Genomic DNA, 20,553 nt, shown 5'->3' with positions numbered 1-20,553 from the left:
ACAATTACTATAAAGTCAACATACATTGTATAGAATAGTAAATTTATAGAGGTGTACGCTTTGTTAATTTATGTAGTGAAGCCTGGAGATTCACTTTGGTCTATTGCCAGAAGATATGGAGCTAACTATAACGATATTATTAAAATTAATGGACTTGAACATAGAAAATATTTAGTTAGCGGTGAAGCTCTTCTGGTACCTACCACTGGAGTAAATTATACGGTTAAACCTGGAGATTCAATATGGAATATTGCTTCAAAATTTAATGTCTCAGTTAATAGTATAATATCCTTAAACAATATTACAAATCCGTCAATGCTTTATCCAGGAATGGTTATTAAAATTCCAGAAAATTTAAAAGGATATGAGCAAATTGAAGTCAATGCCTTTATTATACCTTCAACATCCGAAATGGAAACTGCTATTATTAATGAAACTTGTCCATACCTTACTTATATAACGCCATTTAGTTATCATGTACAAGAAGATGGAACATTAACACCATTAAATGATGAAGTCATAATTAGAGAAGCTAAGAATTGCGGAATAGCACCATTACTTTGTATAGACAACACTTCAGAAGGTGTGTTCAGCAGAGAATTAATTGGTAAAATATTAAACAGTAAATCATTACAGAATACTTTGATAAATGATGTAATTAATATTTTAAAAGCAAAGGGATATACAGGAGTTTTTATTGATTTTGAAGATATAGCACCTGATAACAGGGAGAATTATAATAATTTTCTAAAAGAAATTGTGAGAAGACTACATGAACAAAACTATACAGTTACAACAGCATTGCCACCTAAAGCATCAGCTAGTAAACCAGGAACGGTATATGAAGCATATGATTATATTGTACAGGGTGAATTGGTGGATTTTACATTTATTATGACATATGAATGGGGATGGGCTGGAGGTAAACCTATGGCAGTTGCCCCAATAAATCAGGTTTTAAAGGTATTAGATTATGCTGTAACTGTAATACCTAGAAATAAAATAATTATGGGTATCCCTCTTTATGGATATGATTGGATGCTTCCATATGTTCCAGGTGGAAAATATGCTAGAGCTATTGGTTGTAAGGAAGCAGTTAATATGGCAGAAAAGTATGGAGCAAGGATAAAATATGATGTTGTTGCTCAATCACCTTTTTATAATTATGTAGATGAAAATAGATTGCAGCATGTAGTTTGGTTTGAAGATGCCAGGAGTATAGAAGTCAAATTTAATGCGGTTAAAAGATATCATCTTAAGGGAATAGGATACTGGGTTTTGGGAAAGCCATTTCCTCAAAATTGGGTACTGCTAAACACGATGTTTACAATAAAAAAGCTAGGTTAACAGTTAAAAGTAGGGAATCTGTGTAATCAGGCCAAAGTAACTGCAGCATACTAGTTATCTAAAATAGAACAAGAAAACTTAGGCATATGAAAATAAATAGTAAGTCAAATATACTAGCATACTGACTAGTTATTTATTTGAATGTGCCTTACTATTAATATGGAACACAACCAAGGACCAAGTTAATAATACATATTATAGTGGAGCTATTTATTTTAAAATTTAACACGAAGAACAAGAGACATATAGGAGGATTATACAAATGGATAAAATTTCTCGCAAAAAAATGGGCATATATTTATTATTCTTGGTATTTGTATGGGGAATTAACTGGCCATTAAGCAAATATGCATTATCTTTTTCACCACCATTGTTATTTGCAGGTTTGCGTACTTTAGGTGGTGGATTAATATTAATGATTTTTGCATTAAACAGAGTTAATATGTTTAAATTCAAAGAATTATGGCCGATTTATGTTACGTCATCAATTTTAAATGTTGTTTTATTTTACGGGTTACAAAGTGTTGGGCTGCATTATATGCCATCCGGATTATTTTCGGCAATTGTGTTTCTTCAGCCAGTTTTATTGAGTATTTTTTCTTGGTTATGGCTTGGGGAAAAAATGCATACTTTAAAAGTAGTAGGTTTGTTGATTGGGTTCGCAGGAGTTGCCGTTATGAGCAGTAATGGAATTCTGCAAGGAGCTTCAATAGTTGGTGTTTTATTGGCTTTTGCCACAGCATTTAGTTGGGCATTTGGAACTATATATATCAAAAAATCATGGGAAAAAGTTGATTCTATTTGCTTGACAGCTATGCAGCTTACAATTGGTGGAATAATTATGCTGGTAGTTGGAGGAAGCTTTGAAAGCTGGTCAAGTATCATTTGGAATCCAGCCTTTATTTATGACACTTTATTTTTGGCTCTCTTTGTTATTGCAATGGGGTGGTTGGTATACTTTAAGCTAATTAGTGCAGGTGATGTTAGTAAGGTAGGCTCATATACGTTTTTGATCCCACTTATTTCTATCCTTTGTAGTATTTTTTTCTTAAATGAGAGAATAAATATTAATTTAATAATAGGATTTGTTTTGGTTATTTCAAGTATAGTACTTGTTAATCGTAAAGTGACCTAAGTACATAATTCACACCAATGGTGGAATTTTTCCCTATCAAGTTTATTGAAATTCAATAAACCTGATAGGACTTTTTTAATGGAAAAATTTTCACCCCAGGGGTGTAAATTTTTCCAATTGGAATACAGAGATAATTGGAAAAATAAATGCTTTTTAATTCAGTTACATATTCTTCACATATTTTCTTGATATTTATACGGCAAATCAAATTTATACTATAGATGATAATAAAATCATTATATAAAAAATTGCTGATATAAAATATTAAAATTGAGAAAAGAATAGACAACTTATTTGTGGAGGTATGTAACATGAAATTTTTAAAATTAAGTATTGTTTTATTTATAATATTAGGAATTGGAATTGTATTTCAGCAGAAAGTTTCAGCTAATTCTGACTATACAAAAATTGATATTACTAAAAGTGAGTCTTCTGATAACAAATCACAGAATGACAAGTCAAAAGTTCAAGTTGTAAATAGTCAAGCAGACAATAATGACAACAAAGATGAGAAACAGCTTGAAATTATCAAAGAAGAGAAGGTAAAGGAAGAACAGTTAAAGGCTAAAAAAGATAAGTTGGAGAATGACATAAAAAGTTACCTGGGAAATAATATCAATAATATAGGTCTAAGTTATTATGATATAACTTCTGGAGAGCAAATAAATATAAATTCTGATAAAACATTTTTGGCAGCAAGCACAGTGAAGGTACAGTTAAATATGGTTTTAGCAGATATGTTTAAAAGTGGACAAGCTAGTGAAAATGAACAGCTTACTTTTACAAGTGGAGACTATGAGGGAGGAACAGGTATTCTTCAAGACACGGATATGTCAAAACCCTATGCTGTAACCACCTTATCTGACTACTCTATAATACATTCAGACAACATAGCTACTAACATGCTTATGAGAAGAATTGGATATGAAAATTTTAGAACTTTAGTAGATAAAAAATTGGGATACACAACAGATCATTCTAATAATTATATCACAGCAGCACAGGAAACAACTATATTAACACAGCTATATAGGAATAAAGATAATAATGCCTATTACTCTCATATAATAGATATAATGAAAAATACGGATTTTCACGATAGACTTGATAAGTATATAGATACTAAAATAGTTGCACATAAAATTGGGAATTATAGTGACTATGTAAATGATGCGGGTATAGTATATGCAAATAAACCTTATGTAATATCAATATATACAAAAGGAGTTTCTAATGCTGATGAAGTAATTGCTCATATATCCAAAATGGTATATGATTATCAAAATGAAAAGTAGTATTTAGTAAGATAATAACAGTTTTGTTTCATTTTACAGTACTAATATTGATGATATTCTTATATTCATGCTATATTCACACAAATAGGGGTACATGGACACAATTACCACCATAATATTTAAAATCAAACCTTGAAGCTTTAAAAAATGATGATAAAATATTAAGTATCTAAAAGTGTAGATGTGAAGAATTTTATATATTTATTTAAGGCATATGAAAATAAATAGTAAGTAAAATATACTAGCATACTGACTAGTTATTTATTTGAATGTGCCTAAGTGAAGAATGAGATAACGAATGTATTATTCAAAAACAAATATTAGGAGAATATAAAATGGGTAGAATAATTGGATACGCAAGAGATATAAATGAAAATGTAAATAATAAGAATATACAAAACCAAGTAGAATTTCTAGAAGATGCAGGAGAGTTAGAATGTGAATTAGTTTATACTGATGAAAACAGAAATGATGATATGAACCGTCCCGTATTGCAGAAAATGTTAAATGAGCTTAAAGAGGGGGATATTGTTTGTATAGATGAATTGTACAGGCTATCCTGTAATTATGAAGATTACATAAAAATCAGAAAAACTATTGACAGCATGGGTGCTTCAGTGTGGTGCCCTGGTAACGATGATATAAAGCCTAAATCCTATGTATACGACTTTGAAATTAAAGGATGTAGATATAAAAGGCTGGGGAATGGCGTTTACTGGGTAATAGAAGAAGAAACAAATACAGTATTTAAAGTAAGCGATACAGAATATTTTTACAGAAAAATAATGCATACTTTTAAAAATCAGATGGGATAAAAGATTATAATAATAAAAATATATTAAGTAAGGATTAGGAGTTTGGATTACATATAAGAAGGAGAAGGGTACCGAGGATAGAAGAGTAACTTATATTGTTTTGAGAGAAAAGTCATTAGCCTTTCAGAAGGAGTTTGAACATATTTCTAAGGAACTATTATCGAAGAGTTATCAATTAAGTGTATCTACTGATTGATAACTCTTATTTTCTTTTTAAAAATGATTTATTTCAGTTGGAAGTGAAGCTATTATTCACACAGCTAAAATAAACTATTTACATTTTTTACAAAAGGTAATATAATGTCCTTAGATATTTAGATAATATTCTAATTATCTAAGGAGGAAATAAGATGTCAATAATTAACTTGTCTTTTAAAGCATTGGCAGATCCTACAAGAAGGAAGATTATCATTCTTTTGAAAGAAAAAGACCTTACTGCTGGAGAAATTGCAGAACATTTTAACATGACTAAGCCAAGTATATCTCATCATCTCAATGCATTAAAACAAGCTTCCTTAGTAACAGATGAACGAAAGGGTCAAAATATTTATTATTCCCTTAATACTACAGTGCTACAGGAAGTAACGAATTGGTTTTTTAATGTAACTCATGTTAATGAAGGAGGAACTGAAAATGAAAAAAATAGTTAACACTTTAAAGAGGGATTGGATAGTTTTAATTATTATAATTTTACAATTTGTACTAGGTGCTTATTTCTATAAATCGCTGCCAAATAAAATACCTATACCTATACATTGGAATGGAAATGGAGAAGCTGATTCTTATGCAGGAACGTTATATGGTATATTTAGTGTGCCACTTATAAGTTTTGGAATTTATATACTATTTATTATACTTCCATTTATAGATCCTAAAAGAGAAAATTATAAAAAATTTAATTCGACTTATAATTATTTAAAATATATATTAATTATTTTCTTATTCATAATTGAAGGTATTACTATTTTAGCATCAACAAAGTCTTCTTTTAATACAGCAATTTTAGTTAAAATAATGGGTTCACTGCTGCTAATTTTAATAGGAAATGTTATGGGTAGATTTAAACATAACTATTTTGTGGGAATAAAGACTCCCTGGACTTTAGCTAGTGAGGAAGTATGGAGAAAAACTCACAGAATGGCAGCGCCAATATGGGTTATAGGCGGCATTATAAATATGTTTCTAAGCTTTACAAGAATAAATTTAAATAGTATAACACCAACAATAATAGTGATAATTGCGGTGATTCCTATGGTGTATTCTTATATTATTTATCATAAAATGTCAAAAGGCATATAAAGTTTAACGTTTATTGAATGACGTTTTTGGGTGCGCTAGGCAAAGAATGTTAAATTGTAAGCGGGTTAACACCATTCTAATTTTCATGAATATAGTAAATGTATTAATAATAATATAGTAAATGTAGTAATTTATTTTGTCCTTCGATTCAAATGATTCGTAAAATCAAGCTAAAGAGAATTCACTGAAAAGCGTAAGATATACGAATAAATTATAGGAGGCAAGGATAATGGAACATAACAATGAGGCATCTTACTGGGAATCAAAAGACCCTGTGAGTAACCACAATCCGCAAAATATAGGAACATCCAACAACACCCCAAAGGCTCAGGGACACATCCACTCACAAGGGGATATGGATTCCATGGCTACTTTGCATTCACAGACTGTGGGTAAAAGAGGACCTGTGCTGGAACAGGACAACATCTTACACGAAACATTAGAGACTTTTGTAAATAGTAAGATCTTAGAACGTCCAGTACATGTAAAAGGCTTTGGTGCATTTGGATACTTCCAGACAATGCATTCCATGAAAGAATACACAAAGCTTAGCTTTTTACAGAATCCTGGAACTAAGATTGCCACCACGGTAAGGTTTTCTCTTGCCGTAGGCACCAAGGGCACCCCAGATACTTCCCGCAATGTGCGTGGTTTTTCCACTAAGTTTTATACGGATGAAGGTATTTTTGATTTGGTTTGTAACCACATTCCGGTATTTTTAGTACGGGACGCTATTCGATTTCCAGAATCTATCAGGGCATTTTTGCCTTCGCCTGTAAATAACCTGATTGATCCGGAGCGCTTTTGGGGTTTTATAGCCCGTGCGCCAGAGGCAACACATTTCCTAACCTGGCTATATTCAGACGCAGGTACGGTAAAAAGCTTTCGTCATATCAGGGGCTACGGTGTGAATACCTATGTTTGGAAGAATGCCCAAGGTATACGCCGTTATGTTAAATATCACTGGATTCCACTTGCCGGTGAGCAGGATATTAACAGCCAGGAAGCTAGCAAGCTGGCCTCGGTGAATCCAGATATTGCAGGTCAGGATTTATACGATACCATCGCATCAGGAAATACAGTACAATATGAACTAAGGGTACAATTAATGTATCCAAATGAAGATAACATGCTGCCTTTTGATCCGCTGGATGACACTAAAGTGTGGGATGAACAGCAGTATCCACTGATACCAGTAGGTAGACTGGTACTGAATCGCAATACGGATAATTACATGGAGCAAGTGGAGAAAGTGGCATTCTCGCCATCCAATCTTTTAGAAGGGGCCGAACTGTCAGATGACAAGATGCTGCAGGGTCGTGCCAATATCTACTGGGATTCACAGCGAAGACGACTGGGACCGGATTTTCGCAGAATACCTGTTAACCACCAGAAAAACTGGTCGCCAGATTCTCTTGTAACCAGCGGTAACGGCACATATGCAGCAGGACACCTGGTGCGATCAGACATACCTAAACCGGATAATTTTACCCAGGCTGGTCAGCGATATCTTTCTCTTTCTCCAGTTCAAAAGAAGCACCTGGTGGATAATCTTGCTGCTGATCTGTCTGTTGTCTCCAAGGAAACTCAAAGCATCGTACTTGGATATCTGTACAATGCTTCCTCGGAACTTGGGAAACAGGTTGCTCAGCAAATAACAGTATATACAAAGTGATAACTTACTAAAAAGAGTTCTATCGATGTAGATTATCGTTAGTAGTATTGGTTTGTTTTCCTTCAGAAAGGCTTGTAATTATAGCATTAAAAAAATTTAAACTTTATAATATGAAAAGATAGAATTTATATTTTAATAAAGTTACAAAATATTGTTTGAAAAATAATATCTTTGATATGCAAAAAAAAAATATAAAAATTGAATGATGAAATATGATGCCGTATTATTCAGCAATTAATAATACGGCATTTTAAAATACCATTTAATTATTTTGGGTTAATACTAAAGTGTATACATAATATATTCTCTATGATATAAACATAACAGCAATATATTTTATGTACATTAAATTTACATATATAAAATTAACAAACTATATACTTTGTTTGTAATAATGGATTATATAGAATAATATGGTATACTTTTTATAGAAATTAAGTTTAAGCTGTAATTTAATATTAATCATAAATGTATTGAATGAAATACAATACATTAAGAGGTTAATTTTATGAAAGAACAATCTAACAGTAAAGGGTTTGCTATACTATCAACTGCTATGATGATAGTAAAACTTTTATCACTTATTTATTCTCCATTTATATTTAGAATACTCGGAGGAAATAGATCCTTTGGAATTTATAATGTTACATATATGATTTATACATTTATATATGTAATCACAAATTCAGGAATACCAAGTGCCATATCGAAACTTGTATCTGAATTTATTGTAGTTGGAAACTATAGAAGTGCTACAAAAATTTTCAAGATTTCAAGATTGATGTTAATTATTGTAGGCACAATTATGGCAATTGTAATGTTTTTAGTATCAGCTCCCATTACTAGGATTATGCATTCTCCTGAAGCCAGATATTCTGTAATTGCTCTCTGTCCTGCTATACTATTTACATCTGTAGGGTCTACTTATAGAGGATATTTTCAAGGTAGAGGCAATATGAAGCCTACAGCTATATCACAGGTATTAGAGCAGATATTTAATACAGTCTTTTCACTTTTATTTGCAGCTTTACTTATAGGATATGGAATTGAATACGGATGTGTAGGGGCCACTATTGGCACAACCTTAGGAGCATTAGTTTCTTCACTGTTTTTAATAATAACCTATGAAAAGAGTAAAAATTCAGAGGGCTTTAATTTAAAAAATACTGGCAATCGTATAATTCATACAAATAAACAGATATTTAAAAGGATTATAAAGTACAGTATTCCCATAACACTATGCATTGGAGTACCAAGTTTAGGTTCACTTATAGATATTTATAATATGATATCTAGACTTATGGTGGGTGGTATTTCTGAAAATTATGCTCAAAGTCTTTTTGGAATATATAGTAAATTCAATGTACTTACAGCAGTACCCATCACTATAATATCAGCCTTGGCAGTTACTGTTTTGCCAGCCATATCTAAGGCTGTTACGCTTAATAATAAAAAACTAACAGAAAGTAAAATAAACTTTGCCTATAAAATAAGTTTTATAATATCAATACCTGCCGCAGTAGGCTTATCAGTATTAAGTAAACCTATATATGCTCTTCTTAAATATAATGATGGGTACAATATTATGTTAGTTGGAGCTGGTATTGTAATATTTATGGCCTTATTTCAAATTCAAATTAGTATTCTGCAAGGAATGGGAAAGATATACATAGTAACACTCTATTCAATTTTAGGTATAGTCATAAAGTATGCTATTAATTATATTTTAATAGCCATTCCCAGCATAAATATTTATGGAGCAATTATTGGAAGCCTAGTAGGATTTTTAGTTCCAGTAATTTTAAACTCCATATACATAAAAGTAAATTTAAAATTAAAAATTCAGCCTAAAGCTTACATTTTTAAATGCATAATTTCATCCATAGCTATGGGATTAGCAGGCTATGTAATATACATTGTTTTGAACTTTGCAATAGGCTTTGTCACTAAAGGATATATTAACAATGCTATTTCTGTAATTGTAGCTATTGTGGTGAGCATCATTATATACGTGTATACAATGATATTAAATAAAGGTATTACTGATGAGGAGTTGAATCTTGTTCCCCATAGAATAAGGAGATTTATACCATTCAGTAACACTCAGAGGGCGTAAAATACTAACTCTATATTATATGAAAAAAGATACAAGCTATCAATAGTAACACTTATGCTGCATTATTTATTTAAGAAGCCAATATGTATTAAGGATGGAGAATAAATATTTTTTAAGAATTTAAAGGATATTAAAGCTATAATTATTCTTAATACGTAAGTGTAATTTAAGACAAAGTACGAATTAACTTATAATGAAAAAAATCTGTTTTTATTATATTGGAATAAGTATAAACATAGCTAATTTATAGGAGTGATTAAAATTAATGAATAAAAAGAAAACATTAATATTTGTGGCAATAGTCATAATACTATTAATAATACTATCTATTTTTATTAAGTTTTCAACAACTAGCACAATTGATAGGAATAATGAAAATAACCAAACTATCGAAAATCCTTTTTCTTATTCTGCATATATACATAATAATTGGAACATTAAAATGCCAAATCCGCTCAAAGAAGATGTTATTTTATCAGAAGTAGGTACTAGTAATGGATTATCGAAACTAGAATTTTTTAATACAGATACAAATTATGAAAAATTTAAAAATTCTATTGAATGGATTAATTCTGGAAATCAAAGTGAATATTATATAGATGATTTTATAAAATATGTTTCCTCTATGCCCATAAATCAAAAACAATCAGATAAAGAACAATGTATCTTATTTCTTCAAAATTTAAAGAAAAATAAAAATTATAAGTTCTTTTATGAACTTAATACTAAGGGATATTTATATTTTATTTTGATAAATAATAAACCAAATATAATATATTCAATTACAATTGGTTCTAGATAAGTGGCAGTAGTAAATTATTGACAATAAAAAAAGGGAGGTAAAATGTTAACGGGTTCTCTTTTGGGGTGCAAAAATCGATTATACAATTCATACAAAAGAAAAAAGCTGAACAACCGTAGCCCATACGAAACGTTCAGCTTTTACCACGGAGAAGAAGTTTTAACAAAACTTAGATGTGCACCGGTTGCAGCCAGTGACATCATGTTAAAGCCAGTTCTTCTCAAAAAATAAAACGATAAAACTGCATTTGGGTTACAAAAACTGCATTTCGTTTACAAATATTCAGTTGTTGATTACAAACATTGCATTTGGTTTTACAAAGTTGCATCTCGTTTTGCTATTGAGTAACAATTAAAAGGATATAATAATAACAATAATAATATAATAAAAAACGATATTAATTTATTGCAAAACGATAAATACCGTGTTAAAATCATTTTATCATTAAATTAGTGAGGTGCTTTAAATGAATGTTAAACAATGGTCAACCACTTTCTTAAAGGTAATTATTTTTCTAATTGGAATTGCGGTGCTTGCTTTGTGTATCTATTGGTTACCTGAGATGGCAATTAGAGATGCAAAAGTACATCCAAGGGACTACTCGATATATCCAATTTTAGGATTTGCGTATGGATGCTGTATTGCGTTTTCTGTTGCATTGTATCAAGTATTTAAACTATTAAACTATATCGAAAGAAACAATGCTTTCTCCGAGTTATCACTTAAATCTTTGAAGGTTATAAAGAAATCTGCTTTAACAACTATTTTCTTAATTGTGTTAGGGATAGTATACTTAAAGGTACTTGCTAAAGTCACAGGAGATGACCCAGCAGGTCCTATATCATTAAGTCTAATGGGTATTTTAGCAATAAGTATCATCACCGCTATTGTGGACGTGCTTCAAAAACTATTAAAAAATATTCTAGATACAAAACTAGAAAATGATTAACTTTACCTTTACGTAGAGTAGTTTGTTTTAATGTCACAGTGTAGTTTGTAAAAATTTTGGTTAATGGTATAATTTTTTTAGTGATTAATTCATAGTTGTAATTTTAGACGAATCAATAGTATCAAAATATTAGGATTAGAAATTCTGAACTGTATAGTTAGTTATGTAGACTTTTTTAGGTTAGCTATGGAAAATTGAATAAATAGACAGTTGACTTCAAGTTACATATAACAGTTAACTGTCTATAGTTTTCTTATAAGTACCTTTGGCAGAAAACAAAGATATTTTTATGCTAATTCACGCCATTTATTTTCCATTAAAGGTGGTACATAGTTTTTCATTTGTTTGATTAATTCTAAAGGATTGTCTGAAACTGAAATAAGTTTAATATTTGATTCATTCATGAAACCTTCAGTACAAGTGTTTTTAATCATATGTAAAAGAGGGTCAAAGAAGTTTGATATATTTAATATGCTAATAGGTTTTTTATGAATACCAAGTTGAGCCCAACTAAGTACTTCAAATAGTTCCTCAAAAGTACCCAGTCCACCAGGAAGTGCTATGAATCCATCAGAAAGCTCAGCCATAGTTTGTTTCCTTTCATGCATATTTTCAACTTCAATAAGTTTAGTCAACTTTTTATGAACCATTTCACCTGAGAAAAGCCCTTTAGGCATAACCCCAATAACTTTTCCGTTATTTCTTAAAACTTCATTTGATATCTCACCCATAAGACCTATTCTTGAACCACCATATACTAATTCAATTTTGTTTTCAGCCAATATTTTACCTAGTAGTTTAGCACTTTCTTTATATTCTGAACGGAAACCTAGATTAGAACCAGAATAAACACAGATTCTTTTCATAAATATTACCTCCTATAATAATGTTTTATTGATTAAGATTTAAATATAAATCTCTAATTAGTGAGTTTGAATAATGTAAACACCTAAGACTAAGAAAATAATCCCTAGGGATTTTAGTGGAGTTAACAAATGGATTTAATTTCCTAATAAGCCAAAATTATCAAACATAACAGCAAGGAGTATTTGCCCACATATTACAAGACTAAACATACTTCCAAATCCAATTTTAGGAGATGCAAATATGGTTGTAAATATATAAAATGCTCCCAATAATCCACCCAGGAACATCCACCAACTTGTATTTCTGATATGAGTAGCAGTTGGTAATGTACTAGAATCATTTAATACAGTAAAGAAGAATACTAATGCAAGTCCTAAAGTTCCTACGCCGAAGCTAATAAGGGATGAAAGAATAGGGTTTCCTATTTTAAAACGAAGTACCCCATTTATACCAACCTGTAAGGTTAAGGCAAATCCAGATATTAATGATAGTAAGTAATAAATAAATACCACACTATAACCCCCAATACTTTTAGTTATTGAATAACTTTTATAAAGCAATTATAATTAATATAATGATATAAGTAAAATTAATATCTAATATAGGAGGTATATTAAATTTTTATATGTATATTAATCTTGAACTTTACAGAATCTTTTATATTACTGCCAAATTAGGAAGTATATCTAAAGCAGCAAAAGAGCTTTTTACATCGCAGCCAGCAGTTAGTCAGTCTATAAAGTTATTAGAGGGAAAATTAGGTGGAGAATTGTTTCATAGAACTCCAAAAGGAGTTTCACTTACCTTAGAAGGTGAAGTGTTATTCAAGTATATAGAGCAAGGCTATGGTCTCATGCTGACAGCAGAAAGAAAATTTTTAGAATTAAAAAATCTTAATTTAGGTCAGATAAGAATAGCTGTATGTAGTGCAGTATGCAAATACTATCTAATGAAATATATAGAGATTTATAATTTAAACCATCCAAATATAAAAATTTATGTTAAGGATAAGTCAAGCTATGAAATAGCGAAAGCATTAGATTCTGGCGAGATAGATATAGGGATTTTAAATATGCATATAGAGACTAACAATTCTTTTAATGTTATTAAAACATTTAAAATACAAGATTGCTTTGTGGTAGGGGAAAAGTACAAGGAAATTTGTAAAAAACAGATACCATTAAAGAACTTAGTACATAGATATCCTATTATCTTACTAGAGAAAGGTGGAAACACAAGGGATTATATAGATAACTATTTTAGTTCACATGGACTAGAAATAGTACCACAAATAGAGTTAAGTAATGTTGAACTAATCATAGAATTTGCAAAAAGAGGGTTGGGAGTTTCTTGGGTTATAAAAGATTATATCCAAAAGGAATTAGAACAGAAACAATTATACGAAGTAGCTATTAAAGAAAAAATCCCAGAGAGAATTATGGGCATAGCAACTAAAAAAGATATTCCCATGTCTACGGCAGCGCAGAAATTCATTGAGCTTATTGAAGACTAGATTATTTATTTCAAATTTACATTTTTCGAGGTGATAAGTGTGGATAAAAATATTGCATGGTATATTCAAAAACAAGTTGAGAGAACTATAAAAAATATAAATAACCGTAATATGGAAGGGTACTACATTAAAAATAGGGAGCAGTTATTTCAAAAATTAAAAGATTTAATAACTGAAGGTTCTACTGTTGGTGTAGGAGATTCAATGACTCTTTTTGAAACAGGAGTGATAGAGTTTTTAAGAAGTGGTAAATTTAATTTTTTAGATAAATATAAGGTTGAATTAACAAGTGACGATAAACGAAACATATATATTAAAAACTTTTCTGCGGCCACTTTTATTTGTAGCACAAATGCCTTAACTGAAAGCGGAGAATTATATAATATAGATGGCAACGGAAGTAGAGTGGCTCCAATGATATATGGGCCTAAGCAGGTTATACTTGTAACCGGTATAAATAAAATTGTTAAAAATTCAGAAGAAGCAGAAATAAGAGTAAGACAATATGCTGCTCCAATTGATGCAAAAAGATTAAATAAAGACACACCTTGTACAAAGCTTGGATATTGTGTTGATTGCAAAACTCCAAATAGAATTTGTAATGATTTTGTTGTAATTAGAGGACAATTTATTAAGGGAAGAATAAAAATATTAATTGTTGGAGAAACATTAGGTTATTAACAGGTTAAACGATATTTTAAAGTTTTCGTTGCATCAGATACGATGAAACATATCATAAATTATAACTAATATTTTAGTTAGTTCGGAATCTTCTAATAAAGCGTTACAAAACATTAGCAAATTATAATCTAACTGTATATTAATAAATATGGACTGCAGTGTAAATTAGGCAAACAAATATATATATAAGGCGGTATTGAAAATGAAGGTTTGTATAATCAATGGTAGCCCAAGAAAAGGAAATACTTATAATGCAACGCAAATATTTAAGGAAGAATTACAGAAAAATGGTGCTGTGGAATTTGTTGAGTTTTTTCTTCCAAAGGATATGCCTCATTTTTGCTGTGGTTGTTTTAATTGTTTTGAGAATGGTGAGGAAAATTGCCCACACGCACAGTATATACAACCTATTGAAAAGGCTATGAGAGAAGCAGATGGAATTATAATGACTTCTCCAGTATATGTTTTGGCTGAAAATGCACAAATAAAGGCACTGCTAGACCATTTTGGTTATATGTATATACCTCATAGACCAAGGAAAGAGATGTTTTCTAAAGTTGCAATGGTAATATCCACTACAGCTGGAGCTGGCACCGGCAATGCCATAAAAACAATATCAAGAAGCCTCAGCTATTGGGGTGTTAGAAGAATATATAAATGTGGTTTTACTATGTTTGCAATAAGTTGGCATGAGATGAAACAAAAAAAACAAAAGAAATTCAATGATATTCTAGTGAAAAAAGCAAAGAAGTTTTATAAGGTTATGAAAAAGAGAAAGCATATACATTCAAGAGTTTTCACCAAAATTTTATTCACAGCTATGAAAATTATGATTTCAAAATATCCTGATAGCAATCCTGACAAGATATACTGGAAAGAAAAAGGATGGATAAGTGGCGGAAAGAGTCCATTCTGACTAAAATGAAGGTCAATAGGGAGGAGATTAACAATGAAAAAAGTTTTATTATTATTAGCTAAAGGTTTTGAAACCTATGAAGCAAGCGTATTTATAGATGTTATGGGATGGAATCTTATTGATGGAGATGGTACTACAGAAGTTGTTACTTGTGGATTAGAAAAACATATAAAAAGTACTTTTAATTTAATGGTAACTACGGACATAATAATTGATGAAGTTAATGTAGATGATTATGCGGCACTAGCTATTCCAGGAGGATTTGAAGAGTATGGATTTTATGAAGATGCGTATAATGAAAAGTTTCTTGGACTTATTCGGAAGTTTTACAATAAAAATAAATTAATTGCATCAATTTGTGTAGGAGCTTTTCCACTAGGAAAAAGCAAAATATTAGAAGGAAAATCTGCTACAACCTATAATATGAAAAACGATATTAGACAAGAAAAACTACGAGGATATGGAGTTAATGTAATTAATGAACCTATAGTAATAGATGACAATATAATAACTTCATGGAATCCTTCAACTGCTATGGATGTGGCTTTAAAATTACTTGAGCTTTTAACATCTAAGGAAAAATCAGATTATATAAGAGAAATAATGGGATTTAAGATATGAAAGTTAATCTAAATAAGATTCATTGATAGCATTAACATATATTATGGAGGTATTTGTTTTGAAAAAGAGATTCATCAATTCTCTATCAAATATATTTACATTAATAATAGCTTTTGCGGGAATAATAATCATTAATTTTGGTATATATATCAGTTATAAGTATCTTTCTTTATTAATACCTTTGGTATGTTTACTATTAATATTATTATATGTGAAGCGAATTTTAATTTTAAAAGAAACATTTAAGAATTTCATTAGTAAATGGGGAAAGAGAGTACAGAGAAAAAGAAATTTTAATAATATAAGAGGTTTATTCAATTATATAAGATCTGAAAATGACTTTTATTTGGATGATCAAACTTGGAGTGATCTTACTATGGATGAGGTTTTTTCTCTTATGGACAGAACAGTAACTTCTCCAGGGGAAGAGGTATTATATAAGATACTTAGAATTCCAATATTTGATGAGATGATTTTAAAGGATAGAAATAAAATTATAAGTTTATTTGAAAAAGATAAAAAATCAAGAGAAATGTTAGTAGTGGAACTTATAAAAATAAATAGAAGAGATAAAATCGATATACCAGAATTGTTATGGGAAGACATAGATGTTGATCTTAGATTAAAACCAATATGTAGAATTTTGAGTATTATGCCTTATATGATATCCTTAATAATAATATTTGCCTTTAGGGACATAAAGGTAATGATTGGTATATACATATTATTTATGGCTATAAATATATTAGTACATACTAAACTTAAAAATAAAATTTATATGTATGCTTCTTCTATTGGATATTTAAATAATTTAATATACATATCAAATAAAATTTCTAAATTAGATGTAGAAGAATTAAAAGGTTATAAAGAAACATTTAAGCAGTGTATAAAATCAGTAAGAGCTATAAGTAAAAAAGCTTATCAAGTTGAAAGAATAGAGGGTACAGCTGATGCTCTTACTGAATTATTCTATATGATTTCTTTAATCAAAGAAAATCAATTTTTTTCCTGCATAAAAATCATAAGGGAACACCAGGAAGATTTAAAAAAAATCTATATAAGTATTGGAGAATTAGATGCTTTTTTATCTATAGCTTCCTATAGGTTCAGTTTAAATAATTACTGTAATCCTAATTTTACAAATAAAAGTAGATATGTTAGTGCTGAAGATATTATACATCCTATCCTAGAAAAAGCTGTATCAAATTCAATTACTATGGATAATAAAGGTATAATTCTAACAGGTTCGAATATGTCAGGAAAATCTACTTTTTTAAGAACGATAGGAGTAAATGCTATACTAGCTCAAAGTATATATACCGTAATAGCTTCTAACTACATCACTAGTTTTTTTAATATCATGACCTCTATAAGTCCAAAAGATAATATAATAAGTGGTAAAAGTTATTATTTTAGAGAAGCTGAGGCCATACTTAAAATAATACAGGAAAAAAATGATAATTATAGTACACTCTGTGTGATTGATGAAGTGTTTAGGGGAACAAATCCTATTGAAAGAGTTAATGCATCTATAGAAATATTAAACTATTTTGAAAAAAATAATATTCTTGCAATAGTTGCTACACATGATATGGAGCTTGCAGATGAATTAAAGTATAAATATGACCTTTTCTATTTTATGGAAGATATAAATAAACAGGAAATGATTTTTGATTATAAATTAAGAGAAGGGGTATGTAGAAGTGGGAATGCAGTGAAATTACTGAGAATGCTTGATTATCCCAAGGAAATTATTGAAAAAATAAATAAACATATTTTAAGTAAGGAAGGGACTATATTATGAAATATTTAATAATAGGAACAGGCGGTACTGGTGGATGTATTGGAGGTTATCTTGCTAAAGGTAGAAAAGACGTTATATTTATTGCTAGAGGAGCTCATTTAAGGTCTATGAAAGAAAAGGGACTTATTCTTCATTCTACAAAAGATGGTGATATAAAGCTAAAAAATGTTAAAGCTTACGATGGAAGCGAAGAACTTGAGAAGTTTGATGTAATATTTGTATGTGTTAAGGGATATTCAATAGATGATATTATTCCCACAATAAGAAAGACTTCTCATGAGAAAACAATTGTAATTCCCATCTTAAATACCTTAACTGCTGGTGAAAAGTTAGCAGCAGCTTTGCCGGATATAACTGTACTAGATGGTTGTATTTATGTCAGCGGATATGTATCAGCACCTGGTGAAATTACTCAAGGGGATATGATATTCCGTATTGTCTTTGGACCTATGGAGAATACAAAAGTTGATATGAATTTACTAGGAAAAATACAAGCAGATCTTGAAGAATGTCATATTGAAGGAGTTATTTCAGATAATATAAAACGTGATACCTTTAGAAAGTTTTCATTTACATCTGCCCTTGCATCAACTTGTGTATATTTTGATGTTGTAGTAGGTGAAGTACAGAAAAAGGGTAAATATCGTGATATGTTTATATCACTTCTTAAAGAATTAGAAGAACTTGCTGATATGTCAAAGATTAAATTAACTTGTAATTTAGTAGAAGAAAACCTAAATATTTTAGTAGGACTTGCTCCAGATATAACAGCTTCCATGCACAAAGATATAAAGAAAGGTAAGAAAAGTGAGAAGGAAGAACTGATATTTGATGTGGTACGAATTGCTAAAAAATATGGTGTTAGTGTTCCGAGCTATAGTAAGATAGCAGAGCATTTTGGATATAATGAAAATTAACATAATACTCACTTTTAATAATCTATGATATTAAAAAATAATAAAAGCACTATGAAATTAGCTTTAATTAAGTTCATAGTGCTTTTAGGCATATTCAAATAAATAACTAGTCAGTATACTAGTCTATTTTGAATTATACTACGTTAACAGAACCTTATGATAGCACCACTATCATAAGGTTCTGCTTCCTTGTATAATTCAAAATATACGTCGCATCTTTGACTTGTTATTTATTTTCACATACCTTATTATATAAAAATTTGTGTGGATTATAATTTATAAATAAGGCTTTATGTTAGAAATAAAGATCTCTTTCTCCAGCCTCTATTCTATCCAATCTTTTTAAAGTTTCTTCTCTTGCTTTATCAGAAGTTATATCCTTTAGGTTTTTCTCTATAGTCTTGGCACCAATTTCCTTTAACTCATCATCAGCATAATCTATTAAGAATTCCTTAAAAGTCATAATAGCATTTGGAAGACAGCAGTTGTGGATATTTCCAGCTTTAGCAAGACTCATGAATCTTTCACCAGTTCTGCCTTGTCTATAACAGGCTGTGCAGTAACTTGGTATGTAGCCTTGTTTACATAAAAGTTTCAATATTTCAATAGGAGTTCTGTGATCACTTACAACAAACTGTGAAGAAGCAGGAGTAGTTTTGTTTCCGTATTCATCTTCATAGCCACCAACGTCTGTACAAGAACCAGCACTTACCTGGGAAATTCCAACAGCTATGACTTCTTCTCTGAAGTTTGGTTCTTCTCTTGTGGAGATGATCATTCCAGTGTAGGGAACAGCTAGTCTTATTATTGCCACAAGCTTTTTAAAGTCATGGTCTGAAACTAAATAAGGGAAGTTTTCATAAGTAACTCCTTCAGCAGGTCTCAGTCTTGGAACGGATATTGTATGTGGTCCTACACCGTTGAATTTTTCTTCAAGGTGTTTTGAATGTAAGAATATTCCTATAGTCTCGTATTTATAATCATAAAGTCCATAAAGAACACCAATACCAACATCATCAATGCCACCTTCTATGGCTCTGTCCATAGCTGTAGTGTGATAATCATAGTTATGTTTTGGGCCTGTTGGATGAAGTCTTGCATAAGTTTCTCTATTATAAGTTTCTTGGAAAAGGGTATAAGTACCGATTCCTGCAGCCTTTAATTTCTTGTAGTCCTCTACAGTAGTTGCTGCTATGTTTACATTAATTCTTCTTATGGATCCATTATCTTTCTTTACGCTGTAGATAGTTTTCATGCAGTCAGTTACATAGTCAATAGGGCAATTTACTGGATCTTCACCAGCTTCAAGGACTATTCTCTTATGACCAAGATCTTCAATAAGTTCTACTTCTTGAATGAGCTCTTCCTTTGTAAGCTTTTTTCTTGTTTCTTTATTTGTACACTTGTAACCACAGTATTCACAGCCATTTACACAATAACTACTTATATAAAGTGGAGCAAACATTACTATTCTGTTTCCATAAATTTGCTGCTTAATCTTTATTGCAGCTTTGTACATTTTATCCAGTAAAGAATCATCTTCCACATGTAAAAGAGCGGAAACTTCATCTATAGTCAATCCATGAGCTTTAGAAGCCTTTTCTATAAGTCCTTCAATATAATTTTTATCCTTAGAAAGTTCTGAGCCTTTAGCCATATGCTCTCTTATAACTTTATCATCTATAAAATCTGCTTTTTCAATATTCATTTAATTGCCTCCAGTTAATTTTAGATTTTGTAACAGTAACATAAAGTTATAAATCTCCAGTTTTAAAATAAGTCTCATTGGTATGATGTG

At 30.2% G+C, this 20,553-nt stretch carries 19 protein-coding genes and 2 pseudogenes; 18 read left to right on the top strand and 3 right to left on the bottom strand.

Annotated elements, in window-relative coordinates:
* The first annotated feature begins 60 nt into the window (after nucleotides 1–60).
* The 12 genes and pseudogenes from RH99_RS02280 to RH99_RS02235 all read left to right on the top strand — a co-directional run bounded on the left by RH99_RS02280 (nucleotide 61) and on the right by RH99_RS02235 (nucleotide 11,433).
* Nucleotides 61–1,347, top strand: a complete 1,287-nt coding sequence (locus RH99_RS02280; RefSeq protein ID WP_010233575.1) for a glycoside hydrolase family 18 protein — start codon at nucleotides 61–63, stop codon at nucleotides 1,345–1,347.
* Nucleotides 1,348–1,609: 262 nt separating this feature from the next.
* The gene (locus RH99_RS02275; protein ID WP_010233574.1) at nucleotides 1,610–2,482 is read left to right on the top strand and encodes a DMT family transporter; all 873 of its coding nucleotides are present in this window, start codon (nucleotides 1,610–1,612) and stop codon (nucleotides 2,480–2,482) included.
* A gap of 311 nt (nucleotides 2,483–2,793) precedes the next feature.
* A complete protein-coding gene (locus tag RH99_RS02270) occupies nucleotides 2,794–3,777 on the top strand; it encodes a serine hydrolase (RefSeq protein ID WP_010233573.1) in 984 nt (327 codons plus the stop codon).
* A gap of 335 nt (nucleotides 3,778–4,112) precedes the next feature.
* A complete protein-coding gene (locus RH99_RS02265) occupies nucleotides 4,113–4,592 on the top strand; it encodes a recombinase family protein (RefSeq protein WP_010233572.1) in 480 nt (159 codons plus the stop codon).
* 350 nt (nucleotides 4,593–4,942) lie between these two features.
* Complete coding sequence (locus RH99_RS02260) at nucleotides 4,943–5,242, top strand: autorepressor SdpR family transcription factor (protein WP_010233571.1); 300 nt, start codon at nucleotides 4,943–4,945, stop codon at nucleotides 5,240–5,242.
* On the top strand, nucleotides 5,226–5,891 hold the full coding sequence (locus tag RH99_RS02255) for an SdpI family protein (RefSeq protein WP_010233570.1): 666 nt from the start codon (nucleotides 5,226–5,228) through the stop codon (nucleotides 5,889–5,891). Before RH99_RS02260 ends, RH99_RS02255 begins: the two co-directional genes overlap by 17 nt.
* Nucleotides 5,892–6,120: 229 nt before the next feature.
* The gene (locus RH99_RS02250; protein WP_010233569.1) at nucleotides 6,121–7,566 is read left to right on the top strand and encodes a catalase; all 1,446 of its coding nucleotides are present in this window, start codon (nucleotides 6,121–6,123) and stop codon (nucleotides 7,564–7,566) included.
* 508 nt (nucleotides 7,567–8,074) lie between these two features.
* Nucleotides 8,075–9,682, top strand: a complete 1,608-nt coding sequence (locus RH99_RS02245) for a putative polysaccharide biosynthesis protein (RefSeq protein ID WP_010233568.1) — start codon at nucleotides 8,075–8,077, stop codon at nucleotides 9,680–9,682.
* 12 nt (nucleotides 9,683–9,694) lie between these two features.
* Entirely contained in the window at nucleotides 9,695–9,787 is a 93-nt protein-coding gene (locus RH99_RS19995) for a hypothetical protein (protein ID WP_373854692.1), read from the top strand.
* Between the two features lie 160 nt (nucleotides 9,788–9,947).
* Complete coding sequence (locus RH99_RS02240) at nucleotides 9,948–10,484, top strand: hypothetical protein (RefSeq protein WP_010233567.1); 537 nt, start codon at nucleotides 9,948–9,950, stop codon at nucleotides 10,482–10,484.
* Nucleotides 10,485–10,568: 84 nt separating this feature from the next.
* Nucleotides 10,569–10,715 (top strand): annotated as a pseudogene (locus RH99_RS19570) (IS30 family transposase); the annotation flags it as partial.
* A gap of 235 nt (nucleotides 10,716–10,950) precedes the next feature.
* On the top strand, nucleotides 10,951–11,433 hold the full coding sequence (locus RH99_RS02235) for a DUF2975 domain-containing protein (RefSeq protein ID WP_010233566.1): 483 nt from the start codon (nucleotides 10,951–10,953) through the stop codon (nucleotides 11,431–11,433).
* Between the two features lie 287 nt (nucleotides 11,434–11,720).
* Here RH99_RS02235 and RH99_RS02230 read toward each other — a convergent pair whose 3' ends face one another.
* Nucleotides 11,721–12,299, bottom strand: a complete 579-nt coding sequence (locus tag RH99_RS02230) for an LOG family protein (protein ID WP_010233565.1) — start codon at nucleotides 12,297–12,299, stop codon at nucleotides 11,721–11,723.
* A 57-nt stretch (nucleotides 12,300–12,356) separates the two neighbouring features.
* Nucleotides 12,357–12,812 (bottom strand): annotated as a pseudogene (locus tag RH99_RS02225) (DMT family transporter).
* A gap of 113 nt (nucleotides 12,813–12,925) precedes the next feature.
* Here RH99_RS02225 and RH99_RS02220 point away from each other — a divergent pair.
* The 6 genes from RH99_RS02220 to RH99_RS02195 all read left to right on the top strand — a co-directional run bounded on the left by RH99_RS02220 (nucleotide 12,926) and on the right by RH99_RS02195 (nucleotide 18,755).
* On the top strand, nucleotides 12,926–13,813 hold the full coding sequence (locus RH99_RS02220) for a LysR family transcriptional regulator (protein WP_010233563.1): 888 nt from the start codon (nucleotides 12,926–12,928) through the stop codon (nucleotides 13,811–13,813).
* Between the two features lie 39 nt (nucleotides 13,814–13,852).
* Nucleotides 13,853–14,494 carry a lactate utilization protein gene (locus RH99_RS02215; RefSeq protein ID WP_010233562.1) on the top strand — a complete coding sequence of 214 codons (642 nt, stop codon included), beginning with the start codon at nucleotides 13,853–13,855 and terminating at the stop codon, nucleotides 14,492–14,494.
* A 202-nt stretch (nucleotides 14,495–14,696) separates the two neighbouring features.
* On the top strand, nucleotides 14,697–15,410 hold the full coding sequence (locus RH99_RS02210) for a flavodoxin family protein (protein ID WP_010233561.1): 714 nt from the start codon (nucleotides 14,697–14,699) through the stop codon (nucleotides 15,408–15,410).
* Between the two features lie 33 nt (nucleotides 15,411–15,443).
* A complete protein-coding gene (locus tag RH99_RS02205) occupies nucleotides 15,444–16,031 on the top strand; it encodes a DJ-1/PfpI family protein (protein ID WP_010233560.1) in 588 nt (195 codons plus the stop codon).
* Between the two features lie 58 nt (nucleotides 16,032–16,089).
* A complete protein-coding gene (locus tag RH99_RS02200; RefSeq protein ID WP_010233559.1) occupies nucleotides 16,090–17,838 on the top strand; it encodes a MutS-related protein in 1,749 nt (582 codons plus the stop codon).
* On the top strand, nucleotides 17,835–18,755 hold the full coding sequence (locus tag RH99_RS02195; RefSeq protein ID WP_010233558.1) for a ketopantoate reductase family protein: 921 nt from the start codon (nucleotides 17,835–17,837) through the stop codon (nucleotides 18,753–18,755). The genes RH99_RS02200 and RH99_RS02195 overlap by 4 nt, the downstream gene beginning before the upstream one ends.
* Before the next feature lie 295 nt (nucleotides 18,756–19,050).
* Here the strand turns inward: RH99_RS02195 and hydG are convergent, their stop codons facing one another.
* Nucleotides 19,051–20,463, bottom strand: a complete 1,413-nt coding sequence (gene hydG / locus RH99_RS02190) for a [FeFe] hydrogenase H-cluster radical SAM maturase HydG (protein WP_010233557.1) — start codon at nucleotides 20,461–20,463, stop codon at nucleotides 19,051–19,053.
* Nucleotides 20,464–20,553: the final 90 nt, after the last annotated feature.

The organism is Clostridium arbusti SL206 (assembly GCF_000246895.1).
GTDB classification, from domain to species: Bacteria; Bacillota; Clostridia; order Clostridiales; family Clostridiaceae; genus Clostridium_I; species Clostridium_I arbusti.
This window is presented reverse-complemented; position numbering and strand designations above follow the sequence as displayed.

What these genes read in the sequence shown, in the direction of transcription:
- RH99_RS02275 (WP_010233574.1), top strand. Translation starts at nt 1,610, where the DNA reads ATGGATAAAATTTCTCGCAAAAAAATGGGCATATATTTATTATTCTTG.
- RH99_RS02270 (WP_010233573.1), top strand. Translation starts at nt 2,794, where the DNA reads ATGAAATTTTTAAAATTAAGTATTGTTTTATTTATAATATTAGGAATT.
- RH99_RS02265 (WP_010233572.1), top strand. Translation starts at nt 4,113, where the DNA reads ATGGGTAGAATAATTGGATACGCAAGAGATATAAATGAAAATGTAAAT.
- RH99_RS02260 (WP_010233571.1), top strand. Translation starts at nt 4,943, where the DNA reads ATGTCAATAATTAACTTGTCTTTTAAAGCATTGGCAGATCCTACAAGA.
- RH99_RS02255 (WP_010233570.1), top strand. Translation starts at nt 5,226, where the DNA reads ATGAAAAAAATAGTTAACACTTTAAAGAGGGATTGGATAGTTTTAATT.
- RH99_RS02250 (WP_010233569.1), top strand. Translation starts at nt 6,121, where the DNA reads ATGGAACATAACAATGAGGCATCTTACTGGGAATCAAAAGACCCTGTG.
- RH99_RS02245 (WP_010233568.1), top strand. Translation starts at nt 8,075, where the DNA reads ATGAAAGAACAATCTAACAGTAAAGGGTTTGCTATACTATCAACTGCT.
- RH99_RS02240 (WP_010233567.1), top strand. Translation starts at nt 9,948, where the DNA reads ATGAATAAAAAGAAAACATTAATATTTGTGGCAATAGTCATAATACTA.
- RH99_RS02235 (WP_010233566.1), top strand. Translation starts at nt 10,951, where the DNA reads ATGAATGTTAAACAATGGTCAACCACTTTCTTAAAGGTAATTATTTTT.
- RH99_RS02230 (WP_010233565.1), bottom strand. Translation starts at nt 12,299, where the DNA reads ATGAAAAGAATCTGTGTTTATTCTGGTTCTAATCTAGGTTTCCGTTCA.
- RH99_RS02220 (WP_010233563.1), top strand. Translation starts at nt 12,926, where the DNA reads ATGTATATTAATCTTGAACTTTACAGAATCTTTTATATTACTGCCAAA.
- RH99_RS02210 (WP_010233561.1), top strand. Translation starts at nt 14,697, where the DNA reads ATGAAGGTTTGTATAATCAATGGTAGCCCAAGAAAAGGAAATACTTAT.
- RH99_RS02205 (WP_010233560.1), top strand. Translation starts at nt 15,444, where the DNA reads ATGAAAAAAGTTTTATTATTATTAGCTAAAGGTTTTGAAACCTATGAA.
- RH99_RS02195 (WP_010233558.1), top strand. Translation starts at nt 17,835, where the DNA reads ATGAAATATTTAATAATAGGAACAGGCGGTACTGGTGGATGTATTGGA.
- hydG (WP_010233557.1), bottom strand. Translation starts at nt 20,463, where the DNA reads ATGAATATTGAAAAAGCAGATTTTATAGATGATAAAGTTATAAGAGAG.